Below are 17,251 nucleotides of genomic sequence, written 5' to 3'. Positions count from 1 at the left end.
GAGTTCGCTAGATATGGGTTCAGCTGTGGGAGTTCCCTTAGCGCCGCGAACCATGGCGCTTAGGGAACTGGCACCTTGGAGACGCGATTCACCGGCTCCAAGGTGAGGCGCAAGACCGCTCTTTGGCTTGGGCCGGCGCCCTCAGCGTTCCAACCCATATCTAGCGAACGGTAAGGCGGCCAGCACAACCCACACCGCCAGGAACCGCTACCACAAGACCAGGGGTTAGCTGAACAGGGCGTGGGAAGCCCAGATACCGCCACCGATGACCAGCACCGCCACGATAAAGAAGCGGAACAGCGCCGCAAAGGCCACCAGCACAATGGCGCCAATAATCAGCGTCCCCACGATGCCCAATAACCACCCGGCCAGGCCGAAGACCAAGCGCAACAGTGGAAACAGCAATAACAATAGTAATAGTAAGAAAATCACGATGATCGCTCCATTCTATCCAGAGGCGTTCCTCTGGTTACCTGATATTTTACACGTTTTCCGCAGGCGAGACACGAATTTACTATTTAAATATTTATAAACAAAACGGACCGCGTCGATTGACCGGTCCGTTGTCATTGCTACCAATTTTTTCTAAAAGTCCTTAACTCGCTGTGATGCGGTGCCGACCCGTTTGCTTGGAATGATACAGGTTGGCATCAACTCGCTTGTAGAAGTCCAGCGGGTTGCGGTCGCCGTCGTGAAGGATGGAGACCCCCACCGAAATCGTGACCTGCAAGTCCGTTCCGTTGTAGGTCGTCGTCAACCCTTTCACGGCGTCAAATACTTCCTGTGCGATTGGTCGTGCCCGATTCAAGTCGCGGTCGGGTAACAAGATGTTGAACTCCTCGCCCCCCGTGCGGTACAGCACGATGTCACTGCCAAAGGGTTTCAACACGGTCGCTACGGTGCTCGCCACTTGCTTGAGCACTTCGTCGCCGGCCAAATGTCCGTACGTGTCATTGATGTGCTTGAAATGGTCGATGTCAAACATGATCATGGCCAAATCCCGGTGATGCGTATTGCTTTGATGGAAGTGAAAACCCACCGCCCGGTCATACGCCGCGTAATTTTGCACGTGCGTCAGTGCATCCCAGTTAGCCGACTGGAACAAGCGGTCCTTAATGCGCCGGTCCTTGTCCTGAATCTTGAAGTAACCGTACATCAGCGTGGCCAACACCAGGTAGTCCCCGATTTCGATCCAATACGTGGTCCACGGCAGGTGGAAGCGGAACTTCACAAACAACCACAGAACCAAGCCAAAGGCCGTCGCCACGGAAATGTAACGGGTATACGGTGCCCGCCAAAGATGGGTACTCTGTTGATAAGAAAACCAATAAAACAAGATGAAGATAAACGTATAACCCCATGATAGAATGGCCGTCACGTTGCCATTTAACAGCATGAACCCCACCCCGGCCAATAAAATCAGCCAGTTGGGAATCTTCAGGGCCAGAAAATACGCGACAAAAATTAATAAGAGCAATTGAAAGTTCGTGAACGTCCAGGACAGATGGCTGTCACGCACGATGAGCTGCAGTGCAAATACGGAGACCACCGCACACGTGGTCCCAATGGCGACCTGAACGTGTTTTAAATTGTAAGGACGCCGGCTCGATTCAACCTTGGCCGTGACCCAAGTGAAAATCGACCAGTACAGGGTGATGATTCCCAGGGTAAAGAAAATACTGGTTATAATGGGCGGTACAAGCCACATAGTCCATGACATGGAATCAATCTCCTTGTTAAATGATTTAAGGTGCTAAGCCACCGGTTGGTCACCCAACTCACGTCTTAGTATACCGCATTAATTTACTCACAACACCTACTATAGAACATTTCATATAATAAAACCATAACAATTTATATAAATTAGTATATCATGGGCTGAACGATTCGCCACTTGGCTAGTTCTCCCCGCTGGCGTTTTTTTCGCGTTACCCCTACCGTAATTCGTCAAAATAAAGTATGATGGGAGCAGACACTTGGAAGGAGGAACGACTGATTATGTACCGTTATTTTCTACAGCCCCAACTCGACGTCTCCAACAATTCGCTAATTGGTTACGAAATGTTGATACGCCAACAGGTCGATGGCAAATGGGTCCTGCCCAAAGACTTTGAGTCGATTCCCATCGATATTCAAGCGGACCTGATCAAACGCACGGCCCAAAAATTGCGGCTGAAGATTGGGTCGGTCTCCTACAACGTGAACCAACGCCAGTTCGTTGACTGCACGATTGCGCAGGCCATCGTCACCGCCCAGACACAAATCTATCCCGTAAAGTTGATCTTGGAAGTCACTGAGGAACGCACCGACACTAACGTTTCCAATCAGCAAATTATCGATCAGGTTCACTTTTTTAACGACCACGGGATTCAACTTAGTTTAGACGATATTGGGACCGGTATCAATACTTTTGACCACATCAAACCGATTCTGTCCCACGCTAGCGAAATCAAATTTGCAATGCAAAATTTCCGGGCGGAAGGCCGTGCCCAGGAGATTCCCGACAACCTGGTCTTCTGGAAAAAGGTCGCCCAAGACTACAAGCTCCGCCTCATCTTGGAAGGGGTGGAAAACGCTGAGGAAGATGCCATGGCTAACGACCTGGAAATCGACCTCCGTCAAGGCTGGTACTACGGCAAGCCGCACCTGTTCAAATTATAAATTATGCAATAGTTTTTATTAATAATATTATTTAATTTAAAGGCTACTCATTGGTTGTGCTAAGCCACAATCTCTGGTAGTCTTTTAATTATCCCAAGAATTCTAAAAATCAGCTAGACTTGCTAAGGATGAGTCTAACCAGGAGGCGTTTCCGCTGTATCTACCCGTCTTTCACTCGTATTGCCCAGTCTGTGGGACGCACCACCCAGCGCCGGCGTTATGTCCAACCTGTGGTGCGCCACTGGGTGTTCGCGGCATTCTCACGGCGCTGTTGACGACGCAAGCTCAACTCAACCGATCCGGTTACTGGCGACTCTTCGGCACCGGTCTCATGCTCACCCTGGTGCTCCTCGGTGTCTTGATGAGTACCGTTCTGCAATACCCCGCCTTCCGTTGGCACCCGGCCTACCTGGACCTAGGCAAAACGCTGGTGCTCCTGGTGGCCGCCGGCGGCCTCTTTGGCACGACACTGGCGACCACCACGGCCACACTCCGGCGGCTCCACGACCGGCAACTGACCGGCCGGTTGCTGTGGTGGCTGGTGTGTCCCGTGATTGGTTGGGGTATCGTCGGGAGCCAACTCGTCTTACCCAGTCGTGGCCCCCGCCAACCCGTCACGTTACGGTCCTCCTGGCGCCATCCCCGTCCCTGGACGGCTCTGTTCGGGGGCACGCTCCTCTACGCCATCGCCTGCAACTTCGTCGGCATCGCCGCGCTAAATGGCGCCACATCAGCGACCAGTCCGGCGACTGCGACCGCACCGGTGACACCCACGGCCGCCAATCAACTCGTCTTGGGGCGCCACCACATTTCACTGACGACCCAGCGGACGTATCGCGTGGCTTACCGGGATAGCCGCTGGGCCCACACAACGTTTGTCATTGACCGCATCACGGTCTACCACACCTATGGTCCCTACCGCATCCCCAGTAACGACGGGCCGCTCACCATCAACGGCATCATCCAGGTGCACATGCGGATCCACGCCGGCGCCAACATCCAAACCTATCCCGCTGCCAAAACACTAACGACCAACGACGGTCAGCACCTGATTGCCGACCGGTCGAACAGCGACGTCTTCGCTGGTGACCTGAATCAAGGTACCTGGACGGCAGGAAATATTTACTACTTGATGCCTCGCCTAAATGAAGTCGCCGACGTGACCCGTATCAACCTGACCTGGGACGCCGCCACCCGGGCACAACCGCGGGTGGTCAAGGCGTTTCAGGCGGACATTGCCTTGGACCATAAAAAATAATGCTCTCCCGGTAAGTTCCGGAAGAACATTATTTTTAACAGACATTTTATGGTGTATTGGATAAGTACCAATGAATTACACCGGTGTAATCGCCCTGCATGGCACTGCCATTGACGCGCAACAAGATGCCTTGATCCGGCTTCCAGTCGGCAGCAATGTTGGTCTGCTTATCCTCCCCATTATTAGCCGAACCAGAATCAATCAGCGTCGCGTTATCATCATTCAACACCTGCGTCTGGTTATTGCTATCAACGTAGATGAGATCGCCATCCAGTCGGGTATCCGCGGCCGTTTTCAACGTCATCCCCGTGGTCTTAGCGGATAGATACCAATCACCGCTTTTCCGTGAATCATCGATATAAAACGACCAGTCATTCGACCGTTCAATGGTCGTCGTGGCCCCGCTGAGCACGGTAGGCGTGAATACCAAATCCTCACTGATGTCGCCAAAGCCAACTGATCCCGCCGTAACGGTTGTTGAATCAATATTGGATCTCTCACCAGATTTGCTAGTGCTGTAAAGACTGACTTTATTTGGACCTTCCTTTAGCAAACTATTATCAACAGGGTAAATGAAGACCCACGGATCTAGACTAGGATTGACTAAAATAGTCGTTAAGGGCTTGCTCTCTCGAGTACCATTGACTTCCAAATGAATGGTGATGTCATCACTCGTCATCGCCGCAGCTCCCGCAGCAGTACCATAAGGAAATTTCGCCTGACCTACAATTTGTGCCGACTGACCGGATACATTGTAGTCAACGCCTAAGGTACTTTCTTCGGGCGCAATCGTCATCGTCAGACTAGAGGCCTTTACGTTAAAGGCAGGTAACTCCGCTTGGGCTGAAGCATTTGACCCGTTAAAGTAACTAACTGCCGCATCTTCACTAACATCGCTAGTGGCATCACCCAGATAATCAATGGTTCCATAAAGCGTGATGTGGCCGGTGCTTTGATCTGCAATAGTGTACCCCTTGTCATCACTGCCTAAGGCAACCGGCAACGTTGTCCCATCGCGTTTAGAAATATCAACTTTACTTGTTTTATCATCTGGCGTTGTCAGAGTCCCAGAGGTTAACGTGATACTCTTAGGAATAGTCAACGACGCATTGATGTCTTTCCAAGGCTGTATTCCCCCCGAACGCGAGAAAGTATAATCCAGTTTAACCGCAGTCCCACCAGGAATCGTTGGCGTAGAACTGGTATCAACCGCTGTAAAATCATCAGAATCCACATTCTGCGTGCTAAGCGTTGCTGTAGCATTATTTTCAACGTCACCAGGTACCTGATCAAAGACTACCAGGTTATTTTCCGTATTTTTCCCTGTAGAACCAGTAAATCCCCAACGAACTTTGTGGTCCCAGTTATCCTGTTCGTCCTGCTTAAATTCATCTAATTTAAGTGGGACGGTTGCTTCGTTGGCTGGCTCCTTGGGCTGACCAGTATCAGAATTCTTGTCATCGTAAACATACTTCATTTTTCCGATACTGCCACCGTTAGTCGGTGGTGTATAGGTTAAAGTGACGTGATGCCAGCGGTGATCAGTCATCTTGTCTGTGGTAGCATCTGCATTTTTCCCTTCATCCAGATACCCCAAATGAGTCATTTTGTAATAATAATATTGGGCTAAATAATTAGGTATAATCCGTTGAGGATAATACCATATAGAACCACCCAGCGCAGTCTTCCCCCAAATATTGGTTTTAATACCTGACCAGTTATCACTAGTATAAGTGGATGGCGAACCCGGATAATTCGACGCAATATGATTTTCACCACTAGGAATCGTTCCTCCAATATCTGTATTAGGATTTCCTGAGGAATCATCAAAGCTGTTATAATACTTTCCTAGGTCAAATGAAGAGGGTGCTCTGTCATTTAAGTCCCATTGACTACTGAAAGAGGCTGGATTGAAGTCATTCCCAAAGGTATCAAATTCTAACGCCCAGCTGTGATCAATTGCATTATCTGATAATTGTGTTTTATTCCAATCCTCAGGATCCATCCCCCAAACTCCCATGCTTTCCCCAACACCAGGTGTAACAACATCGTTTTTACCTTCATCCAAAGTTGTCGCTTTAGAAAAGGCATTAACACCATCTTTGGAGTTCTGCAAAACAAATGCCATGCCATCGCCTATACCCCAGTCTTTGAGATATTGCTGCTCGGTACTAGCATAAATCCACATGGAAGCGGTCTCCGGTTTAGTCAAATCAAAAACTGTTTTCTTCGACCAAATTGCGCCCCAACTATTTTGACGACTAGCTTTAGAAATTTGAATAGCAGAGTTCTTATCCCCAGATGGACTGCCAGCCTCAACCACTTTTGCCATATTACCACCTACTGTAGCCACCCCATTATCCCCATTCCAAAAATAGTCCTTGTAATCGTCAGAGCTTAAATCAACCCCCTGAGGTGCCCCCTTCAAGGCATCATCATAGTTATAATACACTGATTCAGCAGCATACCCTGGCACACTCGACCACAGCCCTAGTCCGGCCACAGCTAGCGTTGTTACCGCTGCCAATATTCCTCTTTTCATTCAAGTAACCCCCTGTCCAAAGGTAATGGACGTTGTCATCCTCAACTTTGTTATTGGTTTTGTGAGCTAGTAGTCAACTAGCTGCTTGATTGTAGTCCACTAACGTCCCTCAATACCAGTCCGTATTCTCAGTGAACTTACTAGGAGGACCACAATCAATGTTTATGGAAATATTTAACTGTCCTAATAAATATAGTATACCATCAACCGTGCGGGATTGTAAGATTAAATATTACTAGATTTGTATACGACCTGTTATTTTTCAGAAACGCCTTGCTGGCGGCGATTAGAAAAGATTTTCAAATTGTTAACCTTCTCTAATGGCAAGCCCTAGCCAACGGCATTTGCCACAGATTTGTTCACAAGAATCAGTTTCTGTAACACCTGTAATTTGCTTCACCGCTTGAGCTGTCCCCCACTGACGCACCCCCACTGCTATCTGCAGCAGCGATATTCAGACACATATGCCACTACATACCCGTTAGCCATTCGAATTGGTCTAGTCCGCGAAATTTTGCCTGCAAACGCCCCACATCATTTGTGCGTAACAAAAAAGCCCACAAACGTTGTTTTACCAACGTTTGTGGACCACCTATCACCCGCACGGGGCTCGAACCCGTAACTCCGCCTTGAGAGGGCGACGTCTTAAACCAGTTTGACCAGCGGGCAATACTATCAACTAGCAGTACCTAATTTACGCTATTCTCCCAAAATTGTCAATCCTTGAATGAATAAAATTACACAGAAATGGGAATTCATACAGGAAATCAGGTTTTTTCGCCAAAATCGGTTGACACTCCCAGCGGAACAAGTTACTATTAAATAGTTGTTTCGGCAACGTACCAACTTATTGGGTATTCGCCAAATTGGTAAGGCAGCGGACTCTGAATCCGTAATTTACTGGTTCGAGCCCAGTATACCCAATCATAGAATTGTAAAAAAGCCATCATAGGAGCTGTTAAAGCCCGCTATGGTGGCTTTTTGTTTTGCCCGCATTGTCGCTTCACTGACTACCATTTCGCCAAAACTGTCGTCAAACTGGTAGTCACTTTTGCCCGCCCTTTTTAGAAGTCTAAATAGCGCGCCAATTTAGCCGTGGCCTCGTTTTTCTCCTTTGCCGTTACGGCGGTATAGAGGTCCAGCGTTGTTTGGTAACTGGCGTGGCCGAGCTGGTCTTGAACCGACTTGATGGACGCCCCCGCCTCAAACGCCAGCGTGGCATAGGTGTGGCGAAAGGCGTGCACGGTAATGTGCTTCAATCCGTATTTCTGCAACGTGTGCTCCAACCATTTGCGCGGCTTGGTCGGCTGGCACATCTCGTTATGCGTATTCGTGAAGATCAGTTGGCTCCGCGGATTGGCATTTCCAGCTAACCGGTGTCGTTGGTCCATCTGCCACTGCCGCAAAATTTGGCCCGTCTTGGCGTCCAGGTAGACGGTTCGATTGCTGTGAAACGTCTTCGGCGACTGAACCAGCAAGCGGGCGTGAGCGCCTCGAGATTGCGTCTTGGAGACGGTCACGGTGTTCCTTTCAAAATCAATGTCCGACCACAACAGACACAGCATCTCCGACTTGCGCATGCCGCTGAACGCTGCCAACCGGAAGAAGACGGTGGCCTGCGGGTCGTTGTCATCGGCGTTCAGGCAGGCAAAGAAGTGCTTGAGCTCGGCTCGGTCGAAATAGTTAGCTAAATTCTTCTGAGCGCGACTCTCCTGGTTTACGGGCACGATGACCCGTCTGGCCGGGTTGTCGGTGATCAGCCGGAGATTAATGGCAAAGTCCAAAACGTTGGCGGCGTAATCAAGCAGCGTGTGGTATTTCGTCAGCCCCGCGGCAAACCAGGTATTAATGGCCGTTTGGCAATCGCTGATGTCAATCTGCTTGATACGCGCGTCTCCCAGCATCGGCAGGATATGTAGTCGAAATAACCGCTGGGTAGTCGCCCACGTGCTCTCCTTGACCGTGTTTTGATAGAGCGGAAACCAGCGCAGGTAGACGTCTCGAAACGTCTTTGGCTTTCGCTTAGCCGCCTGTTGCTTGGTCGTCGTTTTCTTCAAATGGTCGCCAACCAAGCGGGCCTCTTGAGCCGTCTTCATCCCCCGCCGAGTGGTACGTTGCGGCTTACCAGTCCGCGGATCGATGCCCAAATAGACTTGAACCTTGTAGCGCGTGTGGCCGTACTTGTCGTGATATTTTTGGATGCTCGCCATGATTTACCTCCTAGACGTCTTTGTGTCCACCAAGAGCTACTCGCCTGAGCGTTTCGGTAGCTCACCAGGCTATTGTAAGCTCTAACGGCGTTTTCCTGAAGTCTAGCCACTCACCCCGCCGAAATTTCTTTTAAAGGCCTTAGACGCTCATTTACCGGCTCTGACGCCAGGTAATCATCGCCACCGACCCGCCGCAGAAAATTTCCACTTGCTTTATCGAACATTTGTTCGTATAATGCTACTGAGGTGATAACCATGAAACAACTTGCCATCAATGGCACCATCGCTAGTTCTCCCAAGGTCCTCAAGCTGAACCCCCTGCTCATCTTCGCCAAGGTCACCGACGATGCGGGTCAGACGCACAACTGCCTGATTCACCAGCACGGTCTCAATTTTCTCTACCAGGCCACAGTTGGGGCGCGCGTGGCTTTGTTTGGTCACGCCAATCAGCGCCACCAGTTGGTGATCACCCAGTTCACAGTCATCGCCAGCTCGGCCGCTACGGCGTCTTAAAATTTAGCTAACAAAAACCACGAGCCACACCCGCCAATTCAGACCAGTGTTTGCTCGTGGTTTTCTGTTCAATGTGGCTGTCCGCAGCCAGGGAACTTTTGTGTGGAAAGACCGGCCGCCGTCAGCACGCAGTGAACCCAGCTAGTTAGCTGTTTTCAGCATTGCCACACCCGCGGGGATGCGGCAATGCTGATTACTTGTAGCCGTAGCCGTAATTGTCACCGTAATTGTGTCCCTGGGGGTTGGTCTGTTTGGCCAGCTTCTTACTAGTGTAGTAGTACGCAGTATTTTGGGGAAGGGATGCCAAATTAGTGTGATGCAAGACCTTGACCTTCTTACCATTGACCTTATCCGTCACAACCTTGTATTGTTCCCGGGCTCGCTTATAAGTCATGTCTTTCGGGAACTCCGGACTCCAGCCACCAAACCGCGTTTTAGCACCGGACTTGTAAGCAAAGATCCAGCTATCCTTGCCCTTTTGTAATTTCTTAGCCGGATTGTATTGGTGCAAATTAGACTTTGTCGTATGAACTTTACTAGTATCCCAGCCATTCCAGCTGTCGACAATCTTCTTGGCTGAAATCTTCAGCTTACTGTAGACCAATTTCCCTTTATCATTCTTCTCATAGTGGTACCAGGTCCGCCGCAAAGACTTAGGAAGGGTCTTCAACGACTTTTTGGCCTTGGCATCCGCCGTCATACTCGGCGTTGCGACGGTCACCGCTGCACCCATGGTAGTTGCGACCATGACGGCACTAAAGATTTTCATTAGTTTCATGTTAGTTGTCTCCTCTAATAATCATTAACCGTTAATGTGTCAAACCTATTTCAACGTTAATCTAAGTCTCTCACAGCATCTGCAAGAGCTTGGGCAAACGTATTAATATTAGCACTAACTTGGTCTAAATTATCTGATGAAATTTGCATATCGTTGACCTGTTTATCCATTGCATCTAAATTGGAACGTAAGGCCCCTGAAAAACGTCCTTTAAAAACATCATATGCTTTTACCAAGGATTTTCTATCCTTCGCAGCATCAGTTAAGGGTGTATCACGCCAATAGTTATAATCAATGACTTCCCACGTACCATTGATTGAGTCGGACATATCATAATATGATTTTGAATAAGGTGTATTCCGACTTGAAGCACTAGACTGCATCAAAGCCTTCATATAAGCAGAATACGTATTATTCAATCGCTTCTGCTTATTGATTGGCGCCTTCCCAGCCGTCAAATACTTCTTGTAGATCCAACCGGCCTTCTTCCCGGACTTGATGTAAGCCAAGGTCGCCTTCTTACCATGATTCTTGATAACGGCCTTCTTCGTCGCCGTCCAAGTCGTGTAACGGTACTTGCTCATCTTGTATTTACGGTGTGTTAGCTTGGCACTGCTGTAGATGTTCCCGTGCTTGCCGTGATACGTCTTGTGAGCCACCTTACTGGTCGAAATGACCTTGACCTTGCTCTTGGCGCTGGCTGGGGTGGTCAGGCTGGGAGCGACTAACACAAAGCTCAATGCGGTAATGATACTTGCTTTAAATAACTTCTTCATGATTTTTTCAGCCCTATCTAGAACGTTTCGTTCCGTTGTATTTCCAACACTATTTTGCTAACTTAAACAATTTCGTTTGATACTCGACGTTCTCATGATTGGTCAAATGACTAATCTTTACCGTGTAAGTATGGTTAACCTTGATTTTGCTTGCAGCTGGCACATACGAAATGCTGGTCTTAAACCAACCATAGCCCGTTTCACTGTTGTAATTGGTGATATGAGAAACCTTTACTGTCTTATGTGTCGTCTCATCCTTGACCTTGACTGTTGGCTTCCGCGTGTTCTTGGTCTCACCAATTGAGTAGGTTAATGACCAAGTGGTATCTTGAACGGCACTGATTGGGAAAACCCCCGCTTTTGGAAAGGCCACTTCCTTAGCCGGTTCACCATAGGCCCGGCACTTAGCTCCACCTTCAAAGACTTTCAGATCGTTATAAATGCCAACTTGGCCGACCCCCACCTCAACGGTATTGCCCAAAATCCATTCGCGGTGCCCCGGAATATAATCTGGTTGGCCATAATCGTTTATATAAGCTGACACAATATCAAACGGTTTGACATCATTCTCACCCAGATTACTATAGTCTGTCGCCTCAACCCCACGTTTCCAAGCAGCTTTCGGCACTGCTTTAGGGCGCTTTAGTCCCACCAATCCATGAGCTAGCCCACCATCTGCAGCAGCCAACGTTGCGGCCCCGTACTGAGCATCTACGTTCCATTGTGGATTGGCAACCACCTTATTCAGGCCATAGATTCCGCGATAAAAATTAACCGACTTGACTACAGCATTCGTGTATTTTTTGCTCAGCTTGCCGGGGTTAAATTTCTTCTTTAAGGATGGCTTAGTTGCGTACATCCCTTTAGTCGAATTCGGCAGGTGTTTAACCTGCTGTCGATAGCGCTTGATTGTCGCCCGTTCCTTAGTGGTAAAGGCTTGTTTTTCTGTCAGCGTTTTGGCTTTGGTCTTGGCCTCAGCTGGAGACAAGGTCAAGGTCCCACCAACCGTCAACGCTAAAAGACTGATGATCACATAGTGTATCTTTTTCATGACTGTTCTACCCCCTAACTACTTCGTCACCTTAAAGCTCTTATTCGCCGACAACACGGTAAAGGCCTTCAGCCCAGTCTTACCAGTAAACCCTGCCCGCAGCGTGACCTTCTTGACCTTCTTTTTGATCTTGAACGTCTTCTTGAACGTCAGCTTCTTGGTCAGCTTGGCATACTTAATGCCGTTCTTGGTGGTGATTTTCACCTTTTTGGCTGGCGTGAACACGCTTAGCGGAATATTGGTGACAACCAGCTTGCCGGAGACCTTCAGCGTCTTACCGGACTTACTGCGCTTAGCCTTCACGTTGGTCAGCTCGTAGGTCCAGCGATTTTCCTTAACGCCACTTTCATTGATAAGCCCTAGCTTAGCGGCCTGCCGCGGCGTGTATGTCTGACCATTGTAGATCCAAAATGTCTTACCATCGACTATACTTTGCGTTGCCTTAACGACGCGTTTCTGCGCCTGTGCCACGGTCCCAGGACTCGCCACGACTATCCCGCCGAGCGTCACCGTCACCAGTAAACCGCTTACGATTTGCCTCAACTTCATATGTAAATTCCTCCTTTTACTGGACAACGGGCTCACCCACTGCCACCTGGTTGCGGCTTTACCGGGCGGCGGCCACCGTCACTGACGGCTCGCTTCCCGGTTTCCCCTCAACAATCTAAATCATACACTATGAGGGTGACACACTATGTCACTCGGAAAATATTTTTGGGCCCAAATCAGCCTTTTTCGCAAAAAAAATCGCCTACCTAGCCAAAATTACTTGGCTAAACAGACGATGTTGCGTTTAATTTTCAGATTGACGTCGCCAAAACCATGTCCACCCACCGGTCCCCGCCAAGATGACGAGTCCCAGGCCAGTGAGCCAGTCACCGAGTCGCAAGCCCGGGGTGCGGTAGGTCAGCTTGATGTGATGCCGCCCTGGTGCTAACCGGGCGCCGACAAAGCCGACGTTGACCTTCTTCAGTGGCGTGGCCTGGCCATCGACGGTCAACTGCCACCCTCGTGAATACGGAATCGACGTGGTCAAGATACTGGCGCGAGGTGATGCCGCGATGCCGTTCACGTGATTGTCGGTCACACGCAACTGCTGCAAGCCCTGGCGTTTCAGCTGGGTCATGCGACGAGTGTATGACTGGCCAAATGGCACGGCAATCAGCTTGGCCGACTTGAACGACAACTGCTTGACACCTTTAAAGGTCAGGCGAATCGTGCGCCGTGGCTTGGTCGTGTACCCCAAGTTCAACAAGACCCGGTGCTTGGACTGGTAATCCGACAAGTTGCTTTGCCCCAGCTGACTGAAGCTGGTCACGTTTTGCTTACTACCAACGGTCATGGTGTAGGCACCGTCGTTGACGTTCCACAAGGCGTTGCGCAACCGATTCAGCCGAGCAATCCCGGTGAAAGCCTGGTTCTTAAAGGTCTGCGTGGTCTGTGAACCGCGGTACTTATCGGCCACACTGAACCCCTGCGCCTGAATGCCGGTGAGTTCGAGATACAGCTCCGTCTTACGCGTTTGCTTGGGCGTCTTGACGTGCAGGTCAACGGCGATCGGGTGATTCTGATTGTCGCTGGTCAACTGCCGCAAGCCGTTCTGGTTTTGCGTCTGGTTGCGCCGTAGCGTTTGCCGGTTGGCCCGGGTCAATCGCCGCAACCGCGCGTGATCGGTCCGAATGTTGACGGAGCGGTCCGGGTTGTGTTTCCGCAGGGACGGCCGTTGCGGCAAGGCCTCATCAGGCAGCAGTTGGTTACCCTGTTGCCGGAACGTGACCACCTTTTTCAGGCTGTCCAATACGGACCGGTCATCGGTCTTGGCCGTATAGCCAATCTGCCGCGCGCGACTCCGGTAGGTGGCTTGCGGCACGCCCGCCACGCGGCCGTCGATCAGCGCACCGGTCGTCAGGGCCTGTTCGCGGTCAACACCATTGAGGCGATTGAACTGGTTGGATGTCAACCGGTGGGTCTGCAGGTACGCCAACGGCAAGGCATTCTTAGACTCGAGTACCGTCGTGGCGTAGTTATTGCCCAGCCCATGGACCGGTCGATCCCGGAACTTGACCACTTTGCCGTGACGCTTAGCCGGTCGGTAGCCCGCCGGTAAGGCCTGCAGCCCCCGCTGATTGCTCCGGGCAAAGATGGTCTTCACGCCCAGCAGGTTGTTCAGCGTCGTGCGGCTATCCGCTTGATTGATGGGTTTGTTCATTTTGAACTGGGCATTGTCCAGCGCCTGACTAAAGTCCCCGACCGCCGCATTTTGTACGGAGAAGTAGCTCATGATGTCGTGGACGCCCAGGTTCATCCCCAGGTTGGTCTTGGCCTCATTGGTGTAATTGTAGTACTTACTGGTGGCCGAGCGACTGAATCCGTTGGAACGCGTGACAGCCACCTCGGCGCCATCCAAGACGTCGCGTTGATACCTGCTGGCCACGCCGCGCGGCAACAGTTGTTGGCTGGCCCCGCCGGCGTTGGGGTTGAAATACCCGTAGCCGTTGACCACCAGGTTGATGCTCAACAAGGGCAGCAGCACGCGGCCCCACTGCCGCAGCGTCCAGTGACCCCAGGTGCCCCACAAAACGGCGCCTAACGTCAGTAACAGCAGTCCGTAAATCGTAAAATCATGCGGGTGATTGCTGTAGACGAAGCCGTTGGCCGCCCAAACGACCACCAGCAGTCCGATCACGCTCACGACCAGCGTGCGCAGGTCACCCCGCGTCAGCGTCGTCAAGTGGTCAACAAAGTGCAAGCCGGCCAGGCCCACCGGCAACGCCGCCAACAGTAACCAGCGTTGCGATGGCGTGGTCCCGCCATTCATCAGCGCTGGAATCGCCGGCAATAACGTGCCTACGCCCAGCAGAACGAAGCTGACATTTAGCCACCAGTACCGCCGGAAATGCCGCAGCACGTAGACCACACCTAGAAAGGACAGGCCAGCCATGCCGACGTTGACCCAAAACCGCATGGGGTTCCCGGTCGTCAGTAGCGCGTTGGGCAACCGCAAGTAGTAGCTCACGGGAAACAACCCGTACCCGTTGGCAAATTGCCCACCGGCACGCGTCGAGGACAGCACGCCCAGCAGCGACGGGATGAAGAGCACCCCGGCTAGCAAAAAGCCCACGAGTCCGGCACTAATCAACCGCCGCACCAACCGGCCCAGCGGCACGGTCAGCCGTTGACGCAGACTGCCGTAACGCAGCAGCGCGTAAACCAGGCTGCCGATCGCGAGTATGTAAGCAAAGTAGAAGTTGCTGATCAACGCCAGCCCGGTCACCACCGCCAGCGGTAGCCAGGAGCGCCCCCGGTAGACGTGGTCAATGCCGTACGCCAGCAACGGAAACAAAATCATCGGCAACAGGAAAAACGGGTGGCGAATGCTAACGTAGAGGCTGTAGCCGGTAAATGTGTACGCCAGCGTCGCTAACAGCTCGCTTAACGGCCGAAACGACCGCTGGTGGGCAAAAAACAGAAACGCCAACCCACTGGCGTAGAGCCGCAGTAAAATCAGCAGGTTGTACCCCATTTCCAACTGGTGTCGAGGGAACAGGCCAATCAAATAACTGAAAGGGTCGCCCAGCACGTAGTAGGAAAACGTGGTGAGTTTATCCGCCCCCAGGCCCAGATCCCACGACCACCCCGTCAGGCCACCGTGGTGTAACCAGGTGTAAAATTTCACTAAGACCGGATAGTGTTGTGCCAAGCCGTCACCCTCCCAGATGAACGACTTACCCGTTAATAGAAAAATCCCATAAACGACTAATCCGAGCAAGAGAAAACAGCCCGTATAAGCCAGATAAATACCCCTCGTCCGTTTCAAAAAATCTCCCCTTACCTAAGTTAATGGCGGCGCGGCCCCTTACCCCGAGGGACCGGCCGCTTACTCCTTCACTATAACGAGACAGGTCGCCACCGACAAGGGGTGACGGCATTTTGTAACCTGACTTTACAGACTGTAACGTGACTGTAGCAAAACATTAACACTTGCAATCTATCACCGTTGCATAAGTGTAGCTAGACCAACCATTGTCGCCAATTATGGTTGCATGACTGCAACATAAAACGCCCAACCAGGAGGTCCCAGTCAGGCGTTCAATCGGTTCAATTTAAGTTTAGAGCCGGGCGTTTAATTCCTTACCCAACTTTTCAAAACCAGGCTTGCCTAACAGGGCAAACATGTTGGTCTTGTAAGCTTCGACCCCTGGTTGGTTGAATGGGTTGATCCCGTTCAGGTAACCAGAAATGGCAACCGCTACTTCAAAGAAGTAGATCAGGTAGCCCAACGTGTACGGCGTTTGGTCAGGGATGTGGACACTCATGTTCGGCACGCCCCCATCGGTGTGGGCTAAAACGACCCCTTGGTAAGCCTTGGTGTTGACAAAGCTCATTTGCTTGCCTTCCAAGTACTTCAAGCCGTCCAAGTCATCGTCTTCGCTAGGTACGTCGACGTCGTTTTGTGGCTTGTCGACCGTGATGACCGTTTCCATCAGGTTCCGGCGGCCTTCTTGGATGTATTGGCCCAAGGAGTGCAGGTCGGTACTGAAGTTAGCGGAAGATGGGTAGATGCCCTTTTGGTCCTTACCTTCGGATTCACCCATCAATTGCTTCCACCATTCTGCGAAGTATTGCAGGCGTGGTTCGTAGTTTTCCAGCAATTCGGTGGTGTAACCCTTACGGTATAAGATATTCCGCAAAGCAGCGTATTGGTAAGCTTCGTTTTGCGTTAAATCAGGGTTGGTGTAGGCGTCTTGGGCGTCGGCAGCCCCCTTCATTAATTCATCAATGTCCGCACCAGAAGCGGCAATTGGCAACAGGCCCACCGCCGTTAAAACGGAGTACCGGCCACCCACGCCGTCGGGAATGACGAACGTTTCGTAACCAGCAGCGTCGGCTTCGGTCTTCAAAGCGCCCCGTTGCTTATCGGTCGTGGCGTAAATGCGACTCTTAGCGCCATCGACACCGTACTTCTTGATCAACTTATCCTTGAAGATCCGGAAGGCAATGGACGGTTCCGTCGTGGTCCCAGACTTCGAGATGATGTTAACGGAGAAGTCGCGGTCCCCAATCAGGTTGATTAAATCGTGAACGTAATCTGGACTGATGGAGTTCCCGGCAAAGAAGACTTGAGGCCCTTGCCGCTTTTCAGCTGGCAGGTAGTTAAAGAAGGTGTCGTGTAAGAAGTCCACGGCCATCTTGGCGCCCAAGTAAGACCCACCGATACCGATGACAACTAAGACCTCGGAGTCGGAACGAATCTGCTTAGCAGCGGCCTTAATCCGCGCAAATTCAGCCTTATCATAGTCATGTGGTAACGCTAACCAGTCGCGGAAGTCACTACCAGCCCCCGTGCCCTGACGTAATTCAGCGTCAGCGGCCGTGACGAGCGCTTGCATTTCTCCCAGTTCATTGTCATGAATAAACGGATCAAGTTTGGAGCGATCAAAGGCGATATGTGCCATATTCAG

The 17,251-nt window shown here is 51.0% G+C and carries 13 protein-coding genes and 2 tRNA genes; 4 read left to right on the top strand and 11 right to left on the bottom strand.

The window, feature by feature from the left end:
* Nucleotides 1-225: 225 nt before the first annotated feature.
* Together LKH74_RS09905 and LKH74_RS09900 are read right to left on the bottom strand one after the other, a co-directional pair.
* Entirely contained in the window at nt 226-432 is a 207-nt protein-coding gene (locus tag LKH74_RS09905; RefSeq protein ID WP_135367628.1) for a hypothetical protein, read from the bottom strand.
* Nucleotides 433-595: 163 nt separating this feature from the next.
* Nucleotides 596-1,720 (bottom strand): GGDEF domain-containing protein, encoded by a 1,125-nt coding sequence (locus tag LKH74_RS09900; RefSeq protein ID WP_287708309.1) that lies wholly within the window; start codon nt 1,718-1,720, stop codon nt 596-598.
* Between the two features lie 278 nt (nt 1,721-1,998).
* Between LKH74_RS09900 and LKH74_RS09895 the strand changes: the two genes are divergently transcribed.
* Together LKH74_RS09895 and LKH74_RS09890 are read left to right on the top strand one after the other, a co-directional pair.
* On the top strand, nt 1,999-2,661 hold the full coding sequence (locus LKH74_RS09895) for an EAL domain-containing protein (RefSeq protein WP_287708310.1): 663 nt from the start codon (nt 1,999-2,001) through the stop codon (nt 2,659-2,661).
* A 271-nt stretch (nt 2,662-2,932) separates the two neighbouring features.
* Entirely contained in the window at nt 2,933-3,919 is a 987-nt protein-coding gene (locus LKH74_RS09890; protein ID WP_353845510.1) for a DUF805 domain-containing protein, read from the top strand.
* Nucleotides 3,920-3,965: 46 nt separating this feature from the next.
* Here LKH74_RS09890 and LKH74_RS09885 read toward each other — a convergent pair whose 3' ends face one another.
* Entirely contained in the window at nt 3,966-6,461 is a 2,496-nt protein-coding gene (locus LKH74_RS09885) for a hypothetical protein (protein ID WP_287708312.1), read from the bottom strand.
* A 595-nt stretch (nt 6,462-7,056) separates the two neighbouring features.
* A tRNA-Glu gene (locus LKH74_RS09880) sits at nt 7,057-7,130 on the bottom strand.
* A gap of 182 nt (nt 7,131-7,312) precedes the next feature.
* Between LKH74_RS09880 and LKH74_RS09875 the strand changes: the two genes are divergently transcribed.
* Nucleotides 7,313-7,385 (top strand) — tRNA-Gln (locus LKH74_RS09875).
* A 140-nt stretch (nt 7,386-7,525) separates the two neighbouring features.
* Here the strand turns inward: LKH74_RS09875 and LKH74_RS09870 are convergent.
* Nucleotides 7,526-8,671: a tyrosine-type recombinase/integrase gene (locus tag LKH74_RS09870; RefSeq protein ID WP_287708313.1), complete on the bottom strand. Its 1,146-nt coding sequence runs from the start codon at nt 8,669-8,671 to the stop codon at nt 7,526-7,528.
* 255 nt (nt 8,672-8,926) lie between these two features.
* Here LKH74_RS09870 and LKH74_RS09865 point away from each other — a divergent pair, with 255 nt between their 5' ends.
* The gene (locus tag LKH74_RS09865; RefSeq protein WP_287708314.1) at nt 8,927-9,184 is read left to right on the top strand and encodes a hypothetical protein; all 258 of its coding nucleotides are present in this window, start codon (nt 8,927-8,929) and stop codon (nt 9,182-9,184) included.
* A 193-nt stretch (nt 9,185-9,377) separates the two neighbouring features.
* On the opposite strand, the gene LKH74_RS09860 is transcribed toward LKH74_RS09865, so the two are convergent.
* The 6 genes from LKH74_RS09860 to LKH74_RS09835 all read right to left on the bottom strand — a co-directional run bounded on the left by LKH74_RS09860 (nt 9,378) and on the right by LKH74_RS09835 (nt 17,245).
* Entirely contained in the window at nt 9,378-9,962 is a 585-nt protein-coding gene (locus LKH74_RS09860; RefSeq protein ID WP_287708315.1) for a hypothetical protein, read from the bottom strand.
* Between the two features lie 56 nt (nt 9,963-10,018).
* A complete protein-coding gene (locus LKH74_RS09855) occupies nt 10,019-10,738 on the bottom strand; it encodes a hypothetical protein (protein ID WP_287708316.1) in 720 nt (239 codons plus the stop codon).
* Between the two features lie 49 nt (nt 10,739-10,787).
* On the bottom strand, nt 10,788-11,789 hold the full coding sequence (locus LKH74_RS09850) for a hypothetical protein (RefSeq protein WP_287708317.1): 1,002 nt from the start codon (nt 11,787-11,789) through the stop codon (nt 10,788-10,790).
* A gap of 18 nt (nt 11,790-11,807) precedes the next feature.
* Nucleotides 11,808-12,338, bottom strand: coding sequence for a hypothetical protein (locus tag LKH74_RS09845; RefSeq protein ID WP_287708318.1), 531 nt, complete (start codon nt 12,336-12,338; stop codon nt 11,808-11,810).
* A gap of 244 nt (nt 12,339-12,582) precedes the next feature.
* Nucleotides 12,583-15,558, bottom strand: coding sequence for a YfhO family protein (locus LKH74_RS09840; RefSeq protein WP_287788892.1), 2,976 nt, complete (start codon nt 15,556-15,558; stop codon nt 12,583-12,585).
* Between the two features lie 340 nt (nt 15,559-15,898).
* On the bottom strand, nt 15,899-17,245 hold the full coding sequence (locus tag LKH74_RS09835; RefSeq protein WP_287708320.1) for a glucose-6-phosphate isomerase: 1,347 nt from the start codon (nt 17,243-17,245) through the stop codon (nt 15,899-15,901).
* Between the last annotated feature and the right edge of the window lie 6 nt (nt 17,246-17,251).

The sequence above is a fragment of the Levilactobacillus sp. genome, from assembly GCF_022646225.1.
In the GTDB taxonomy this organism is placed as follows: domain Bacteria; phylum Bacillota; class Bacilli; order Lactobacillales; family Lactobacillaceae; genus Levilactobacillus; species Levilactobacillus suantsaiihabitans.
This window is presented reverse-complemented; position numbering and strand designations above follow the sequence as displayed.

What these genes read in the sequence shown, in the direction of transcription:
- LKH74_RS09860 (WP_287708315.1), bottom strand. Translation starts at nt 9,962, where the DNA reads ATGAAACTAATGAAAATCTTTAGTGCCGTCATGGTCGCAACTACCATG.
- LKH74_RS09855 (WP_287708316.1), bottom strand. Translation starts at nt 10,738, where the DNA reads ATGAAGAAGTTATTTAAAGCAAGTATCATTACCGCATTGAGCTTTGTG.
- LKH74_RS09835 (WP_287708320.1), bottom strand. Translation starts at nt 17,245, where the DNA reads ATGGCACATATCGCCTTTGATCGCTCCAAACTTGATCCGTTTATTCAT.
- LKH74_RS09900 (WP_287708309.1), bottom strand. Translation starts at nt 1,720, where the DNA reads ATGTCATGGACTATGTGGCTTGTACCGCCCATTATAACCAGTATTTTC.
- LKH74_RS09865 (WP_287708314.1), top strand. Translation starts at nt 8,927, where the DNA reads ATGAAACAACTTGCCATCAATGGCACCATCGCTAGTTCTCCCAAGGTC.
- LKH74_RS09850 (WP_287708317.1), bottom strand. Translation starts at nt 11,789, where the DNA reads ATGAAAAAGATACACTATGTGATCATCAGTCTTTTAGCGTTGACGGTT.
- LKH74_RS09870 (WP_287708313.1), bottom strand. Translation starts at nt 8,671, where the DNA reads ATGGCGAGCATCCAAAAATATCACGACAAGTACGGCCACACGCGCTAC.
- LKH74_RS09845 (WP_287708318.1), bottom strand. Translation starts at nt 12,338, where the DNA reads ATGAAGTTGAGGCAAATCGTAAGCGGTTTACTGGTGACGGTGACGCTC.
- LKH74_RS09895 (WP_287708310.1), top strand. Translation starts at nt 1,999, where the DNA reads ATGTACCGTTATTTTCTACAGCCCCAACTCGACGTCTCCAACAATTCG.
- LKH74_RS09885 (WP_287708312.1), bottom strand. Translation starts at nt 6,461, where the DNA reads ATGAAAAGAGGAATATTGGCAGCGGTAACAACGCTAGCTGTGGCCGGA.